The organism is Terriglobia bacterium, from assembly GCA_020072845.1.
GTDB lineage: Bacteria > Acidobacteriota > Terriglobia > Terriglobales > Acidobacteriaceae > JAIQGF01.
In genome coordinates this window covers 43,574-60,022 of the sequence record JAIQGF010000013.1, presented here as the reverse complement: position 1 = coordinate 60,022, position 16,449 = coordinate 43,574, and the positions used below count along the sequence as shown (strand labels likewise).

Sequence of the window (16,449 nt, the reverse complement as noted above, 5' to 3'; positions counted from 1 at the left end):
ATTTCCTTACACTGCCGGCTGCGGCACGGTATTGCCCGCCGGCGCCGCATGCACCACGCCGCATTGCGCCTGGAGCGTATTCACCAGCGCGTCGAGCGAGAGCACGCGGGCGGCATGGCCGCGCTCGATGGCGGCTTTCGGCATGCCAAATACGACGCACGACTCCGCGTTCTGCGCGATCGTCAACCCGCCGGCCTCCTTGACCGCGCCCATGGCGTCGGCGCCGTCGTCGCCCATTCCGGTCATGAGCACCGCGAGCGCCCGGGGACCAAATTCCTGCGCGACGGAGCGGAACAGCACGTCCACCGACGGGCGGTGTCCGTTGACGCGATCCTCATCCGACAAGACCGCGACCGGCCCGAGCGGCATCCGTCGCACGCGCAGGTGCCGGTTGCCGGGGCAGATCAGCGCCCGGCCCGCGGCCAGCAGGTCGCCCGAGCGTGCTTCCCTGACCTCGATCGCACACGTGTCGTTCAGGCGCCGGGCAAACATCTCGGTGAAGCCCTCGGGCATGTGCTGCACAACAAGAATCGCGCCGGGGAAATCAGCCGGGAGCTGCGCCAGGACGTACTGCAGCGTGTTCGGTCCTCCGGTCGAAATTCCAACCGCAACGATCCTGCTGGGCGCGGTGCGGGGCCGCGGCTGCTTGGCGGGCTGCGGCACGTGCGTCATCGCGGGCACGGCGCCGACTTTGCCGCTGGCGGCGGCCTTGATCTTCGCAATCAGCTCGGCGGCGATTTCGTCCATGCGCGCGGCGGCGGCGTCGGCCGGCTTGGCGATGAAATCGAGCGCGCCCAACGCCAGGGCCTTGAAGGTCGCGGACGCGCCCGCCGTCGTGTGGGCGCTGACCACAATCACGGGAATGCGGTGTTTGCGCGTGATCTCGCGCAAGGTTTCAGTGCCATCCATGCGCGGCATTTCCAGGTCGAGGGTGATGACGTCCGGTTTCAATTCTTCGATCTTCGCCAGCGCGAACGCGCCGTCCATGGCGGTGCCGACGACCTGGATGGAGCCGTCCCGTTCCAGCATCCTCGGGATGAGCTTCCGCATCAGGGCGGAATCGTCGACCACCAGCACTCGGATGGGATGGCTCACGCCGTGGCCTCCATCGACCGTCCGTTGCCGGCAGCAGGAATCGAAGCGGGATTGAGGCGCGCGCGCGCGAACTTGCGCAGGACTTCGCCGACGTTGAGGATCAGCACCACCGTCCCGTCGCCGAGAATGGAGGCGCCGCTGACCAGTTCGCTGGCGACGACGGTCTCGTCCAGCGGCTTGATCACCAGTTCTTCCTCGCCCACCAGCTTGTCCACCACCAGTCCGAACTTGCGCTCGCCGCTGCCGATCACGATGACGAAGACGCGCCCGTCTTCGTGGCCGGTGGCCGCGGGCGCCAGCCGGTTCAGGCGGACCAGCGTGAGCACCTCGTTGCGGAGTTGCAGCACCTCGTGGCTGTCCACGCGGTGAATGTCGGCCTCACTGGCGCGTGCGATTTCCAGCACCGACTCCAGCGGGATGGCATACAGGCGCTCGGCAACGCGGAAGAGCATGGCGCGGATAATGGCCAGGGTCAGCGGCAGGCGCAACTGGAAGGTGGTGCCGCGGCCGGGATGCGTCTCGATGCTAATGTTGCCCTTCAGCTTCTGCAGGGCGGTTTTCACCACGTCCATGCCGACGCCGCGCCCGGAGATTTCGCTGATGCGCTCGGCGGTGCTGAAGCCGGGCTCGAAAATGAATTCGACGGCGTCGGTTTCGCTCATCCGCGCCGCCTGGTCGGGGGTCGCCAGCCCGCGCGACACCGCCTTGGCCAGCACGGCGGCGGCGTCAATTCCGTGGCCGTCGTCGCTGATCTCGATCACCACCTGGTTGCCCTGATGGCAGGCATGCAGGCGGATGGCGCCCTGCTCAGGTTTGCCCGCGGCGCTGCGCTCCGACGGCGTTTCGATGCCGTGATCCACGGCATTACGGATCAGGTGAACCAGCGGTTCGGCAAGCGCGTCGAGCAGCCCCTTATCGAGATCAGTTTCCTGGCCGCTCATCTCGAGGGTGACATCCTTGCCGCAGAGCTTCGCGACATCGCGCACCAGGCGCGGGAAGCGGCGGAACAGTTGGTCAACCGGCACCATGCGGATTTTCATCGCCGAGCGCTGCAGCGCGTTCAATACCTGCGACTGGAAGGCCAGGGCATCGGCGAACTTGGCGCGCAGCGGATCTTTCGGCGACCTCGACGTGAATTCGTGCAGCAACTGGTGCAGCATGGATTTACCGATCACCAGCTCGCCCACCAGGTCGAGCAGGTTGTCAATGCGCTCGGCATCCACGCGCAGCGTGTTTTCCGCGTAAGCGGCGATGCGGTTCACGGCGGCGTCGGGAGCGCCGTGGTGGTTCGGCGGCGCCGCAGCGGCCTGGGTTGAGCCCACCGCAGAGGGCGCGGCCGCAGTGGTTGCCGCGGCGACGTCCTCATGGGTGAGTTCCAACGCTGGTACAAACTTTTCGACCGCAACTTGCGCCACCACCCCCGGAAGGCGGCACTTGTTGCTCAACCAATGCTGATCGCGATCGCTGGCGATGGCGAATTCCACCTGGCCGGCGTCCGCCCATCGCGCTTCCTCGAGCGAGCTGGCCAGCAGGGTTCCCGCTTCCTGCAGAACTTTCTTCAGCAACGCGATGCCGGCGGCGCGCAGGGGACACCCGGCCTCGATGGCGACGGCGATTTCGTAAACGTGCAGCCCGCGGCCCGCCGCTTCCGCCATGGCGAGTTGCTCGTACTCGGTCCAGGCGAAACTGGGCTTCATCTTTCCCAGGACTTTGGGCGCGGATGGCTGCTGGGCCATGCGCCAGATCATGGCGCGCAGCGGATCGCCGTTCGGCGGGTCCAACCGGGCGCGGTAGGCGGCGCACATGGCGTCGAACATGTCGGCGGCACTGAGCACGATTTCCGGCAGCGAGGCGGCGTTGGAGGCGGCGATTTCGGGTGACAAAACGTCTTCCAATTCGTGCGCCAGATCGCTGAGTTCACGGAAACCGCAGGCGGCCGAATCGCCCTTCAGGGTGTGCACCACGCGGCGGATTTCGCGCACCGCCTCCCGGTTGGCCGCATCCTTTTCTAGGGCGAGACCCTGCTCGTTGAGCGCCTGCAACAGCTCCTGGGCGCTCTGGAAGAACAAGTCCCGCATTTCGGTCGCGCGTTCGTCGGAATGAGAGCTCACGCTTGCACCTCGTTGCGCTGGTAGGCGGTCCCGTTGTTCTGGTGGATCATGCGGAACTTGTCGCTCAGCCCAAACAGCGATTCCGCGTGGCCCACGAATAGATACCCGCCGGGACGCAGGCAGCGGTAGAGCTTTTCCACCAGCCGTTTCTGTTCCGGCTCGTCGAAATAGATCATCACGTTGCGGCAGAAAATAATGTCCATGCCCTGCGGCAGGTATTCGGTCTTGAGATTGTGAAAATCGAACTTCACCACCTGTTTCACCGAGTCCTTGACCGTGTAATGCGCGCCGATCCTGTCGAAGTAACGCAGGCGGTACATAAAATCCACCGGTTCCATCTGCTGCTCGCTGTAACTGCCCTCCTGCGCCGTTCGCAGGGCGGAATAACTGATATCCGACGCCAGGATTTCCACCTTCCACGGGTGCGGAACCAGCGGCTTGGGTGAGGGAAGATCCAGGCCGGCCGGGGGCGCGTTGCGCAGCGTGTAGTACGCCAGCCCGTCGCACAACAGCATGGCGATGGTGAACGGCTCCTGGCCGGTGGAGCAGCCCGCGCTCCAGATGCGGATGGAGAAGTCGCGCTCGGAATGCTTCTTGCGCATCAGCTCTTCCATCGTCACCTTGTGAAACAGGTCGAGTTGGGGCTTGTTGCGGAAGAAGCTGGTCTCGTTGATGGTCAAGTTTTCCAGCAACGCCGCCAGTTCGGTGCGTCCCTCGCGGCTGGTCAGCAGGCGGTAATAGCTGTAGAACGACTCCAGGCGGCAGGCGCGCAGCCGGCGCTGCAGGCGGTCCTGGAGAAAATGAGCGCGGCGCTCGTCGAAGAACATGCCGCATTCCTGGTAGACCAGGGTCTGCAGCAGCTTCAACTCGGGTTCGGACAACGGAACTGCCGCGCTCGTCATAATCGTTTGCTTACGCGCCCGCGGCCGCGGGCAGGCGCAACTCGCCGCTCTGCAAAATCCGTCTCAGGTCCACCAGGATGATGAGCCGTCCCTGGTACTTGGCCACGCCGGTCACGTAGCTGGTGGCGGCATCGGTGAGAACATTGGGCGGGGGCTCGATTTGCGCGTCGCTGATCTTCAGCACTTCCGAGGCGCTGTCCACGATCAGCCCGACCGCCCTCGACTCCACGTCCACCACCAGCACGCGATTTTTCCGGCTGTTCTCGGTGGCGGCGCCGCCGAACCGCCGGCGCAGGTCGATGACCGGCACGATGCGCCCGCGCAGGTTCATCACGCCTTCCACGTACTCCGGCGCGTGCGGGACGTTGGTGATCTCCGGCGGGCGCACGATTTCATGCACCAGCGAGATCGGCAGTCCGAAGGTCTCGCGCCCGATGCGGAAGCCGACGATCTGTAGGTCCTTCGCCATCGTCCTCTAAGATTGCGCCACGGCCGCGTAGCTCTCCGGTGACACGCGTTTCCGCTCCGGCGCCGGCGTCCGCGCCGCCTTGCGGCCGTTGCCGTTGCCGTTGTAGCCATCGAGCACGAAGCGGTCCATGGCTTCCAGCAAACTGCGCGACATCTTCGACATCTGCTCGGAGGAGGCCGCCAGCTCGGTGGAACCCGACGTGGAGCGCTGCACCAGTTCGCGCATGCGGTCCATGGCCTTCACCACCGCTTGCGTGCCGGAAGCCTGTTCCTCCACGGCGGAGTTGATCTCGTGGGTGATCTCGTTGAGGCGCGTGGTCGCCCGGGCAATCTGCGACGAACCGTGGGACTGCTCGTTGGTGGCGGCGCCGATCTCTTGCGCGAATTTGTACACCTCGGTGACCACGGTGGAGATCTTGCGCAGCGCCAGGTTCAGGTCGTTGCCCAGGCTGATGCCTTCGTTCACGATGCCGGTGCTCTTCTCCATGTTGTCCACCGCTTTGCGCGCTTCCTTCTGAATGCTGGCGATGAGTTCGGCGATTTCCTTGGTGGACTGCGCCGATTTTTCCGCCAGCTTGCGCACTTCATCGGCGACCACGGCAAATCCCAGCCCGTGTTCGCCGGCGCGCGCCGCTTCGATGGCCGCGTTCAGCGCCAGCAGGTTGGTTTGCTCGGCCAGATCGTCAATCACCTCCACGATCTTGCCGATATCGTCGGCGCGCAGTCCGAGCACGCCGATGATTTCGCCGGAGGACGAAATGGAGCGGTTGATGCGCGTCAGGCCGTCGGTCGCCTTTTCCATCGTGCTGATGCCGCTCTGCACTTCGTCCCGCGACCGCTGGCTGATGTCGAGCAACACCTTGGCCGTGTCGGCCACGCGCTGTATCGAGGTGACCATCTGGTCGATCGAGGCCGAGGTTTCGCTCACGCTCGAGGCCTGCACCTGCGTGTTCTTCACCATGTTCTGCACGTTGATCGTCATCTCGTGCATGGTGCTGGTGACTTCATCAATCGCCGAGGCCGCGTTGAGACTGATTTTGGCCGACTCGTCGGAGGCCCCCGCCACCTGGTTGGACCCGCTGGCTACTTGCGCCGCGCTGTCGCGGACGCTGCTCACCAGCGCGCGCAGGCCTTCGATCATCTTGACGAAGGCATTGCCCAGGGTGTCGCGCGATGACCGCGGGCTCACTTCCACCGCCAGGTCGCCGCCGGCGATGGATTCGGAAACCGCGGCCATCTCGCGCAGGTAAGTCACCATCGAGCTGAAGCTCCGCGCCAGCTCTCCGACCTCGTCTTTGCGGTTGCTGTCCACTTCATGGTCCAGGTCGCCGGACTTGCCGATATCGCGGGCCACGCCAATCAATTGCTGCAGCGGATCGGTGATGGACTTCGCCGTCTTGTACGAAATTACGATGCCCAGCAGGATTGCCAGCAACGTGCCGACGATGCTGAAGACAATCGTGGCCGAGGTTGCGGCTTCGCCTTTCTTCCGTTCCGATTCCAGCAGGGTGGTGTTGGCGGCTTCGCCCTCGTCCAGGAACCCGGTGGAGGTTTTCATCCACAAGCTGGGATTGAGCTGCAGGTAGTAAATCTGGAGTTCGGCCACGGTGGTGGCGCCGGTGTCCACCAGCTTGCGCTTGTCCAGCAGCGGGCGCGCGAAGCCGGATTCCCATTGTCGCTCGGCCTCGCTCAGGCGCTGCAGGGCGGTGCGATGGCCCTCGGAATTCACCTTGGACATCAGGTCTTGGAGCTTCGCATGCAGGCGCGCGATGCCTTCCTCCATCCTGTCCACTTCCCGCGAGTCGCCGCTGAGCAGGTAATTGCGCAGGTACAGCCGGTTCTGCATCATCTGGAAGCGGACCGACGCGCCTTCCTGCGCCAGTTCCAGCGCGCGCGACGCCGAGGCGCGGGCCGCGTGCTCGCGCCGCACCGCGGTGAGGTTGACGATGAACAGGACCAGCAGCAGTGCCAGGATCGCCCCGAAATTCAGGTACAGCTTTCTACTGATCGTCATGGCTGCTCCTTCGCAGTCGGGGACCGTCAGTCGCCGTGGTGGAACTGGAATTCCACGATGGTTGTCGTCTCCGGGCCGGGCGCAAATCGCCATTTCTTCAGCGCTTCGCTTGCCGACTGGATCAACAGCGGGTGACCACCGATCGGCTTCAGGCTCTTGACGCTTCCGTTGGCCGCGATCACCACCTCGATCTTCACCGTCCCGGTTACATTCATTTGCCGTGCGAGTGTGGGATACGCAGGCTTCACCCGGAACACCACCTTGCGGTCTGGTTCCGCCGCGGTGGACGCCCGGCACATTGCGGCGCCAAGAACCACCGCCAAGAGCCAACGTGGTTTTACCTTCCCGAACATGGCCGTCTCCAGGGAAAACTCCAGTGCCAGCAATTGCACGGTGGCTGCCAGCCCCGTCCAGGTCCTATCGCGGTTTGCGATTACTAAGGTAAGTAGCTGAATTGATGGGTGATATTTGTTACTAGCGGGCTAAGTCTATGACCCGACCATGTCCCAACGTGCGAGATTCTGTCTCAACTCCAACGCATTGGCGGCTCCAAACGATCTCAGCGTGAGATTGCGATTGCTCGCAAACAGGTTAGCGAGTTGGTAACCGCACTTGCATTTGTCTTGACTCAAATTGAGATACCGTGGTTCTCTCTGAGCGAGACAAGCAAAATTAGCCCTGTCCATGCAGACTGGAGAAAATCCGGTAGCGCTGTCCTCTGCGGGTGGCGAGAGCGCAGTCGCGCTGGAGCGCCGGCGCGCGGAAATGCTGGACGAGTACCTGGAGAGCTTCGTCCTGCGGGCGGCTGAATTTCTCCGTTTTAACCGGGTCTTCATTGCCTTGGCCGAATCCGGCTCCTATGAAATCCGCCACGTCGCGGAACACGGCCATGCGCGTCCGGTCCGCGCCCGGCTTCCCGTCATGCTCGAGCGCCGAGCCCAGACGGTGGATGAGCCGTTCTGGACCACCGAAATCAGCCAGTGGGCCGAGGGCATCGCCGAGCCCTTCTCCGCGCTGACCTCGCTGCAGTGCCTGGTCATTCCGCTGCTGGGTTCCAACCGCCAACCGCTGGGAATTGTCGGCCTGTTGGAACGCAGCGATGGCGGCAATGTCACCGCCGAAGATCTGCGCCGCGCCGCCACGCTGGCCGCCGAAGCGGCCGTGGTCCTGGAAGCGACGCAGAACCTGTACGCCGCCGATCAGCATCGCCGGCGCTCGGAAAACCTGATGGCGGCCGCGCTGGAACTGAACTCCACCGTGCGCTTGCCGCAGTTCATGGAAGGGTTCACCGTCCGCGCCGCCGTCATGCTCGGGGCGCGCGCGGCCGCGCTTGCCCTGATGCAAGGCAAGCTTCTCGACACCGTGGTGCTTTACGATCCGGGCGCGCGCCATGACTCGACCGCGCACCGCCGGCTGGACGTGGCGCTCTCCGACGTCGCCGCCCAGCGCTCCGAAGACATCATTTCCGGCACCGCCGCCGAACTGCTCGGTGACCCGCTGGCGGCCAAGCTGGGGTGGAAGGACCTCAGTATCGCCCGTCTCAGCGGCGGCGACGGCGAATTCCTCGGGCTGCTCTGCCTGGCCGACTGCGGCGGCGCGCTGCCCCACGATGCCCGTCATCTGCTGCAGGCGCTGGTGGCGCACGCCGCCGTGGCCCTGGAAAACGCGCGCTGGTTCACGCGCATGGACCAGGCCAACCGCCACTGGATGGAAATTTTTGACGCCATCACCGACCTGATCGTGGTGCACGACGAGTCCTACCGCGTGCTGCGCGTCAACCGCTCGCTGGCCGACTTCATCGGGGTGCGCCCGTCGGAGTTGATCGGGGTCAGCGTGCGCGCGCTGATCGCCATGGCCAGCGACCAGAGCGCGCAGTCGTGTCCCTTCTGCCGCGGCGGCCCCGACCTCACCGACGAATACGTTCATCCGGTGCTCGACCGCACCTACCTGGTCTCGACCTCGCGCATTCACGGCGCCGCCAACGAGGGCATGCAGACCATCCACGTGCTCAAGGACATCACCGACCGGCGCGAGGCCGAGCGCCGTTATCGCGAGCTCTTCGATACCATCCAGGAGGGCCTGTTCTTCTCCACGCCCGATGGCCGTTTCATCGAGGTGAACGACGCCCTGGTGCGCATGCTCGGCTACGACAGCCGGGAAGACCTCCTGCAGGTGGACATTGGCAGCCAGATTTACGTCTCGGCGGACCAGCGCAGCCATTTCGTGGAGGAGATCAACGCCAAGGGAGTGGTGCGCAATTACGAGGAGACGCTGCGCCGCAAGGACGGCGCGCTCATCTACAGCCTGCAGAATGCCTTCGCCGTCCGCGACAGCCAGGGCAAGGTGGTGCAGTACCGCGGCCTGATGCTCGACATCACCGAGCTGAAAAACTTCCAGGCCGAATTGCAGCGCCAGCGCGACTTCAACAACAAGATCCTCAACAACACTCAGAGCATGATCCTGGTGGTGGACACCGCCGGGCTCATCAGTTACGCCAACAAGCGCTGCTTCGAAGCCGGCGGCTACACCCAGGAAGACCTGCTCGGCCGCAAGCTGGTGGAACTGGTTCCGCCCGGAAGGCGGCAGGCGCTCATTGACGGATTGGCGGAAACCCTGGCCGGCCGCCAGGTGGACAACCTGGAATTGCCGGTGCTGCTGGGACAGGGCCGTGGCGGGCAGTTTTCCATCAACCTCAGCCCCATGCGCGACGAGCCCGGCCACGTGAACAGTATCGTGGTGGTGATGACCGACATCACCGACGCCGCCATGCTGCAGGCCAAGCTGATGCACACCGAGAAGATGGCGGCCGTCGGCCAGCTCGTCTCCGGCGTGGCGCACGAACTCAATAATCCGCTGACGGCGGTTCTGGGCTTCACCGACCTGCTGCTGGAAAGCGGGGAAATTCCCGCGCCCGCCAAGGAAGACCTTCGCGTCATCCTGCAGGAGGCGCAGCGCTCCAAGCAGATCGTGCAGAACCTGCTGAGCTTCGCGCGCCAAATGCCGCCGCAGCGCGACTCGGTGCAATTGAACACCATCGTGCGCCGCACCCTGGCGCTGCGCTCCTACGATTTTGCCAGCCACGGCGTGGAAGTCGTCGAGCGGCTCAACGAGCGCGTGCCCGACATCATCGGCGATGCGCACCAGTTGCAGCAGGTCTTCCTCAACATTCTGAACAACGCCTACGACGCGGTGCGCGAGACCGAGCGCCAGGGGCGCATCGAAATCTCCACCGCCTTGAACGGGGCCTCCGCCGAGGTGGTGTTCCGTGACAACGGCCACGGGATTTCCTTTCCCGACCGCATCTTCGATCCCTTTTTCACCACCAAGGAGGTGGGCAAGGGAACCGGCCTGGGCCTCAGCATCTGCTACGGCATCGTGCGCGAGCACGGCGGCGAAATCCTGTGCCAGAACAACGACGATGGATTCGGCGCCACCTTCCGGGTTCGCCTGCCCGTCGCCCCCACCGGCATCGGCCCTGCCGCGGGAGGGAAACGATGATGCCCGCGGCAAGCAAGTATCCCGTGCTGGTGATCGAGGACGAGCCGGCCGTGCTTTCGTTCGTGAAAGCCGCTCTGGAACGCGCCGGCTACAACGTCGTGCCCGTGGCCTGCGGCGCCGATGCGCTCACCATGCTCGCCCGCGACGACTTTCTCGGCGTGGTTTCCGATATGCGCACGCCCGGCGGCGTGGATGGCGCCGATGTTCACGCCTGGATCTCGGCCCACAAACCCGAGCTGGTGGCGCGCGTCATTTTCATCACCGGCGACATCGTCAACGAGGAGACCGCCGCCACGTTGCGCCGCACCGGCGCCCCCTGCGTCGAAAAGCCGTTTCGCGTGCAGCAGCTTCTCGGAGTGGTGGACAAAGTTTTCGGGGGCCCGAAATGAACGACGACTTTCGTGTCCGTTTTCTCATCGTGGATGACGAGCAGAGCATCTGCAAGTTGTGCATGGCGATCGGCGCCTCGCTCGGCTTTGACTGCGCCGAGGCGGAGAGCGCCGAAGCCGCGCTCGCCTATCTGGAAACCGAGTCGCCCGACATCGTCGTGCTCGACCGCCAGCTCGGCCCCATGAGCGGCGACGACCTGCTGCGGCAGATCAAGGCCATGCTGCCGCGCACGGAAGTGGCCATCATCACCGGCCACGGCTCCATCGAGTCCGCCGTCGAAGCCATGAAGATGGGCGCCTACGACTACATCACCAAACCCTTCGGCGCGGGACAGTTGAAGCTGGTGCTGCAGCGCATGAAGGAAAAAGTGCGCCTCGTCGCCGAAAACGAGTACCTGCGCGACCGCGTCACCAACCAGCAGGAGCTGAACGTCATTGACGGCTCGTCGGCCAAAATCCAGGATGTGCTCCGCATGGTCTCGCGGCTGAAAGACACGCGCACCCCGGTGCTGATCACCGGGGAAAGCGGGACCGGAAAAGAGCTGGTGGCGCGCGCCATTCATTTCCGCGGCTCGATGCAGAAGCGGCCGTTCGTCGCCGTGGATTGCGGGTCGCTGGTGCCGACGCTGATCGAGAGCGAGCTCTTCGGCTACGAAAAAGGCGCCTTTACCGGCGCCATGAAAACCAAGCAGGGCCTCTTCCAATCGGCCAATACGGGCACGATTTTCCTCGACGAGATTGGCGAGCTGCCGTTGGAGTTGCAAGCCAAGCTGCTGCGTGTGCTCCAGGAAAAAGAGGTTCGTCCGGTCGGCAGTAACGACAAGGTCAAAGTGGACGTACGCATCATCGCCGCTACCAACCGCGATCTGGAAGCCTCGTATCGCGCCGGCACCTTCCGCAAGGACCTCTATTTCCGGCTCAACGTGGTCACCGTTCATCTGCCGGCGCTGCGCGAGCGCAAGTCCGACATGGTGGTGCTGGTGCGCTCGTTCCTGGCGCGCTACGCGCCGGAGGAAAACGTGCAGGTCACGCCCGCGGCCATGCACAGCCTGTTCCAGTACGACTGGCCGGGCAACGTGCGCGAACTGGAAAACTGCATCGAGCGCGCCATCGCCCTGGGCAATCACAAGACGATTGACGTGCAGGATCTGCCCGCGGCGATTCGCATGGCCGGTCCGGCCCTGCCGGTTTCGGCGGAAGCGCCCGCCACGGGAGCCCCTGCGCCGACGCCGAATTCCACCGACCTGGAAGACATCGAGCGGCAGACCATCGAGCGCGTCTTCCAGCAGGTGGGAGGCGATAAGGCGCTCGCCGGCAAGATGCTGGGCATCAGCCGCGCGACTCTGTACCGCAAGCTGAAGCGCTACCACATCGACGCCGGCCCAGGCGTCGAGGGAAGTACAGCCAGCGCGGCGCAGAACAACTAGGCCTCCGTCGTCGGCTCACTGGCCAGGAACTCTGCTGAGTTGAGACTGCGTTTCAGGGTGAGACGGAGACGGCGCTCCACCATCCTGGCGCTAGTCCTGTACCATCAATAACTTACGGCCAGCAGCAGTTTGGAGTTGTCCGTGCATTGTGAAGTGTGGGACGCAACGGAGCGTCCTTGGAGCTGTAACGTGTCGCAACCATCGGTATTGATCATCTCCGACGAGCCGGAATTCGCGTCCACCATGATGGCGCGCTGGCAAACCGAACGCAGCGTGCCGACATTTCTCTTGACGACGACGCCGGCGTGGAGCGAGCCGCTGGTGGCATCGTGCGACCTGGCGGTCATCGCCGGGGTCAAGGAAGTTGTAGCGCCGCTATTCAAGAAGTTGGATGAATCGGGCAAGCCGGCGATTCTGCTGGCCCCGGATGGCCTTGACTTACAGCGCGTGCGCAGCCAGTATCCGCGATTCATGCTGGTGCGGGAACATGAAGGCTGGGTGGACGTAGTGGTGGCGCTGGCCACCGAAAGCCTGCGCCGCCTGGACGCCAACGCGCGCGCGCGCCGCGCCGAGCAGGCACTGACCCAGGCGGAAGGCCACGCCATGCTGGGAAAGTACATGCTCGACATGCGTCACAGCGTGAACAACGCGCTGACCTCGGTGTTGGGCAATGCCGAACTGATGTTGCTGGAGCCAGGCGCGTTTTCCGCCGAGATCCGCGATCAACTGGCAACCATTCACACCATGGCGCTTCGCATCCACGACATCGTGCAGCGCTTCAGCTCGATGGAGTCGGAAATGAAGTTCGCCGCCAAATCTCACTCTGAGACGAATCCGCCCTCGCCTACCTACGCTGCCGTGCGCTGAAGTGCATGTCCGAATTTCCGGTGTTCGCGGACGCATTTCTTGAGTACAGTGGGGCTGACGACCCTCCCCCAGCCGTCTACGTTCTTTCTGAAATCCTAATCCGGAGAGATTTGTGAAGGACCGAGTGAAGTCGCGTGTGTGGACGTTGGTTGGCGTGAATGCTTTCGTGCTGATCGTGGTATTGGGACTGTCTTATGCCGCCGGTGCGCGATCGGGCGGGCTGTCGCTGCTGGATTTCGGCGCGCTGCCGCAGGTGGCGGGCCTGGAGTTCCTGGCGGCCTTGTTTCTGGTGCTGGCGGCCAGCGTGGCGCTGCTGCTGCAACTCGGCGGCAAGGTGGTGAAGCCGACCCGCGAATTGCTGGAATTCTCCGAGAAACTGGTCGCGGGCGATTACGAGACGCGCGCCAACGTCACGCCCGACGACTTCGGCGTGATTGCCGAGAACTGGAACCGCGCGGCGGAGAATCTGGCGCAGGCGGCGGCGATCAAGACAGGCGAAGAATTGCTGCGGTCCGACCTGGCGGAACTGGAAAAGGTCATCAACCAAGTATCGCGCGGCGACCTGGCGGGCCGAGCCCAGGCCGCGGCTCATCCCCATCTGACCGCGGTGACTGAATCGTTCAATGTGTTGGCCGACAATTATGCGCGCCGCATGGAGCGCGCCCGCGCGGCCAGCGCCGAGATCGCGGCCTCGGCCACGCAGGTGATCGCGGCGGCCTCCGAGATGGCCAGCGGGGCGTCGCAGCAGGAGCAGGCGACGATGGACGCCGCCGCTGCCATCGCGCAGCTTGCCGAGAGCACGCAAAAGGTTTCCGGCCATGCCACGGCGGCCCACGAAGCGGCCCGGCGCGCGCTCGACCTCTCCGACCAGGGCAGCCGGGCGGTGCGTGAGAGTGCCGAAAGCATGCAGCGCATCTGCGCCGCCATGCAAGCGACGGCGGAAAAGATCAAGTCGCTGGCCAGCCGTTCGCTGGAGGTCTACGACGTCATTAACCTGATCCACGAAACCAACCTGCTGGCGCAGAACGCGATCCTGGAATCGTCGCGCGGCGGGCAGGGCGGCCAGACCACGGAAGTGCTGTCGGCCGAACTGAAAAAGCTGGCGGACCACTCGCGTTCGGCGACGCACGACATCGTGACCCTGCTGAAATCCATCCAGGCGGAGAGCAACGAAGCGGTGGCGGTGATGGAGCAGGGGAACCGCGTCGCGGGAAATGGCGCGCAGCTCATGGAGCAGGCAGACCGAGCGTTCACCGGCATTGCCACGGTTCTGCACCAGACCGCCGATTTTGCCGAAGCGATTGCGGCGGCATCGTCGCAACAGGTGCAAGGGACGGAAAGCGTTGCCGCCGCGGTGCAGGAGATCGCCGCCAACCTGCGCCAGAACTCGACCAAGGCGCGCCAGGGCGCAAAAATCATGGAGCAGGTTGCGCGCTCATCCGAGCAGCTCACGCAGGCGGTCGCACCGATCCGGCCGGCGCCGGCGCCCACGGCGGTAAGGACGGAGAAGCCGGAAGCGATCTCGGCGGCGGTGATCGGGCAGGCGTGATTCCGCGCGATCAAGCCCGCGGACGCTAGTAAGAACACCTAGCCACAAAGGTCAGGAACATCAAGGAAGGCGTTTTGACCTTGGTTTTCCTCGGTGTCCTCTGTGGCTAGACCTGTTCAGGCGAAAAGAAATTCTTTGGTGCGCAGGTCGCGGATGGTATCGCGCAGCTGGGCGGCCTTTTCGAACTCGAAGCGCTTGGCCGCCTCGCGCATATCGACCTCCAGCTTGGCGATGTAGGCGTTGAGTTCTTCCTGCGACTTGAATTCCGGGATGCCCTCGGCTTGCTCGGTGATATCCACGTAATCGGCTTCCACGATGTGCGCCAGCGACATTTCCAGCGGCCGCACGATGGACTCGGGCGTGATGCCGTGCTCCTCGTTGTAGGCCCGCTGGATGGCGCGGCGGCGCGTGGTTTCGTCGATCGCCCTTTTCATGGAATCGGTCATGCGGTCGGCATAAAGAACGGCGCGGCCATGCAGGTGGCGGGCGCAGCGGCCCATGGTCTGGATCAGCGATCCGGCGGAGCGCAGGAAGCCTTCCTTGTCGGCGTCAAGAATGGCCACCAGCGAGACTTCCGGCAGATCCAGGCCTTCGCGCAGCAGGTTGATGCCGATGAGCACGTCGAACTCGCCCTTGCGCAGGTCGCGCAGGATTTTCACCCGCTCCAGGGTTTCGATCTCGGAGTGCATGTAGCGGCAGCGCACGCCGACCTCGCTGTAGTACTCCGCCAGGTCTTCGGCCATGCGCTTGGTGAGCGTCGTGACCAACACGCGTTCGCCGTGTTCGACGCGGGCGCGGATTTCGTGCAGCAAGTCATCAATCTGGCCCTTGACCGGACGGACTTCGACCTCCGGATCAATCAGCCCGGTCGGACGGATGATCTGCTCGACGACCACGCCGGCCGATTTGGTCAGCTCGTAAGGTCCGGGTGTGGCGGAGACGTAGACCACCTGGTTGACGCGGTGCTCGAACTCCTCGAAGGTGAGCGGGCGATTGTCGAGCGCGGAGGGCAGCCGGAAGCCGTACTCGATGAGGGTTTCCTTGCGCGAGCGGTCGCCGTGCCACATGCCGTGGAGTTGCGGGATGGTTTGGTGCGATTCGTCGATGAACAGCAGGAAATCGCGCGCCACGTAATCCAGCAGCGTGGGCGGAGGCTCCCCCGGCAGCCGCCCGGTGAAATGGCGGGAATAATTTTCGATGCCGTGACAGTAGCCGACTTCCTTCATCATCTCGACATCGAAGCGGGTGCGCTGGTGAACGCGCTGCGATTCCACCAGGCGTCCCTGCTTCTCCAGTTCGGCTTCCCACCAGGCCAGCTCTTTCAGGATCGAGTCAACCGCCGCGCTCTTGGTCTCCGGCTTCATCACGTAGTGCGTCTTGGGGTAGATGGGGAGGCGCGCGTACTTTTGCTTGACGGTGCCGAAGAGCGGGTCAATCTGGCTGAGCGATTCCACCTGATCGCCCCAAAGCTCGATGCGGTAGGCGTTGTCGTCGTAAGGGGGAAAGATTTCGATGACGTCGCCGCGGACGCGGAAGGTGCCGCGGCGGAAGTCGGAATCGCTGCGCTCGTAGAGGATTTCAACCAGCTTGCGCAAGATGTCCTCGCGCTTGATCCTCTGGCCCTTCTCCAGGAAAAGCAGCATGCCGTAGTAGGCCTCGGGCGAGCCCAGGCCGTAGATGCAGCTCACCGAGGCGACGATGATGCAGTCGCGGCGCTCGAACAGCGACTTGGTGGCCGAGAGCCGCAGCTTGTCGAGCTCATCATTGATGGTCGCTTCTTTTTCGATGTAGACGTCGGCGGCGGGAATGTAGGCTTCCGGCTGATAATAGTCGTAATACGATACAAAGTACTCGACCGCGTTGTGCGGGAAAAAGCTCTTGAACTCGTGGTAGAGCTGGGCCGCCAGGGTCTTGTTGTGGGCCAGAACCAGCGTGGAGCGGTTGATCTGCTCGATCACCTTCGCCATGGTGTAAGTCTTGCCCGATCCGGTGACGCCCAGCAGGACCTGGTGCTTGTCGCCGTCCAAGACACCGCGGTTGAGCGACTCGATCGCTTTCTCCTGGTCGCCTCGGGGTTGGTAGTCGGAAACGAGCTTAAAGTCGGGCATGGAAGCAATTAGCGATTAGCA

General features: G+C 64.0%; 12 protein-coding genes. 5 read left to right on the top strand and 7 right to left on the bottom strand.

The annotated features are described in order from the left end of the window. Positions 1–6 precede the first annotated feature (6 nt). The 6 genes from LAN70_14380 to LAN70_14355 are packed head-to-tail and all read right to left on the bottom strand — an operon-like array spanning position 7 to position 6,982. Positions 7–1,050 carry a chemotaxis response regulator protein-glutamate methylesterase gene (locus LAN70_14380; protein MBZ5512339.1) on the bottom strand — a complete coding sequence of 348 codons (1,044 nt, stop codon included), beginning with the start codon at positions 1,048–1,050 and terminating at the stop codon, positions 7–9. A 41-nt stretch (positions 1,051–1,091) separates the two neighbouring features. Then, positions 1,092–3,206, bottom strand: a complete 2,115-nt coding sequence (locus LAN70_14375; protein MBZ5512338.1) for a chemotaxis protein CheA — start codon at positions 3,204–3,206, stop codon at positions 1,092–1,094. Next, positions 3,203–4,108 (bottom strand): methyltransferase domain-containing protein, encoded by a 906-nt coding sequence (locus LAN70_14370; GenBank protein ID MBZ5512337.1) that lies wholly within the window; start codon positions 4,106–4,108, stop codon positions 3,203–3,205. The genes LAN70_14375 and LAN70_14370 overlap by 4 nt, the downstream gene beginning before the upstream one ends. 10 nt (positions 4,109–4,118) lie before the next feature. After that, positions 4,119–4,577, bottom strand: coding sequence for a chemotaxis protein CheW (locus LAN70_14365; protein MBZ5512336.1), 459 nt, complete (start codon positions 4,575–4,577; stop codon positions 4,119–4,121). 6 nt (positions 4,578–4,583) lie between these two features. Beyond that, a complete protein-coding gene (locus LAN70_14360) occupies positions 4,584–6,590 on the bottom strand; it encodes a HAMP domain-containing protein (GenBank protein ID MBZ5512335.1) in 2,007 nt (668 codons plus the stop codon). A 26-nt stretch (positions 6,591–6,616) separates the two neighbouring features. Beyond that, a complete protein-coding gene (locus LAN70_14355; protein MBZ5512334.1) occupies positions 6,617–6,982 on the bottom strand; it encodes an energy transducer TonB in 366 nt (121 codons plus the stop codon). A gap of 292 nt (positions 6,983–7,274) precedes the next feature. Here LAN70_14355 and LAN70_14350 point away from each other — a divergent pair, with 292 nt between their 5' ends. The 5 genes from LAN70_14350 (at position 7,275) to LAN70_14330 (ending at position 14,320) form a co-directional block, all read left to right on the top strand. Then, positions 7,275–10,088 carry a PAS domain S-box protein gene (locus LAN70_14350; GenBank protein MBZ5512333.1) on the top strand — a complete coding sequence of 938 codons (2,814 nt, stop codon included), beginning with the start codon at positions 7,275–7,277 and terminating at the stop codon, positions 10,086–10,088. After that, entirely contained in the window at positions 10,085–10,477 is a 393-nt protein-coding gene (locus LAN70_14345) for a response regulator (GenBank protein ID MBZ5512332.1), read from the top strand. The genes LAN70_14350 and LAN70_14345 overlap by 4 nt, the downstream gene beginning before the upstream one ends. Next, positions 10,474–11,904: a sigma-54 dependent transcriptional regulator gene (locus LAN70_14340; protein MBZ5512331.1), complete on the top strand. Its 1,431-nt coding sequence runs from the start codon at positions 10,474–10,476 to the stop codon at positions 11,902–11,904. The genes LAN70_14345 and LAN70_14340 overlap by 4 nt, the downstream gene beginning before the upstream one ends. Before the next feature lie 189 nt (positions 11,905–12,093). After that, positions 12,094–12,771, top strand: a complete 678-nt coding sequence (locus tag LAN70_14335; GenBank protein ID MBZ5512330.1) for a hypothetical protein — start codon at positions 12,094–12,096, stop codon at positions 12,769–12,771. Between the two features lie 112 nt (positions 12,772–12,883). After that, complete coding sequence (locus LAN70_14330) at positions 12,884–14,320, top strand: hypothetical protein (protein ID MBZ5512329.1); 1,437 nt, start codon at positions 12,884–12,886, stop codon at positions 14,318–14,320. Positions 14,321–14,436: 116 nt separating this feature from the next. Here LAN70_14330 and uvrB read toward each other — a convergent pair whose 3' ends face one another. Next, a complete protein-coding gene (uvrB, locus tag LAN70_14325; GenBank protein ID MBZ5512328.1) occupies positions 14,437–16,428 on the bottom strand; it encodes an excinuclease ABC subunit UvrB in 1,992 nt (663 codons plus the stop codon). Between the last annotated feature and the right edge of the window lie 21 nt (positions 16,429–16,449).

Bases quoted from the DNA above. Each gene is read 5' to 3' on its own strand.
- LAN70_14380 (MBZ5512339.1), bottom strand. From the start codon at position 1,050: ATGCGGAAGCTCATCCCGAGGATGCTGGAACGGGACGGCTCCATCCAG.
- LAN70_14370 (MBZ5512337.1), bottom strand. From the start codon at position 4,108: ATGACGAGCGCGGCAGTTCCGTTGTCCGAACCCGAGTTGAAGCTGCTG.
- LAN70_14365 (MBZ5512336.1), bottom strand. From the start codon at position 4,577: ATGGCGAAGGACCTACAGATCGTCGGCTTCCGCATCGGGCGCGAGACC.
- LAN70_14360 (MBZ5512335.1), bottom strand. From the start codon at position 6,590: ATGACGATCAGTAGAAAGCTGTACCTGAATTTCGGGGCGATCCTGGCA.
- LAN70_14350 (MBZ5512333.1), top strand. From the start codon at position 7,275: ATGCAGACTGGAGAAAATCCGGTAGCGCTGTCCTCTGCGGGTGGCGAG.
- LAN70_14345 (MBZ5512332.1), top strand. From the start codon at position 10,085: ATGATGCCCGCGGCAAGCAAGTATCCCGTGCTGGTGATCGAGGACGAG.
- LAN70_14340 (MBZ5512331.1), top strand. From the start codon at position 10,474: ATGAACGACGACTTTCGTGTCCGTTTTCTCATCGTGGATGACGAGCAG.
- uvrB (MBZ5512328.1), bottom strand. From the start codon at position 16,428: ATGCCCGACTTTAAGCTCGTTTCCGACTACCAACCCCGAGGCGACCAG.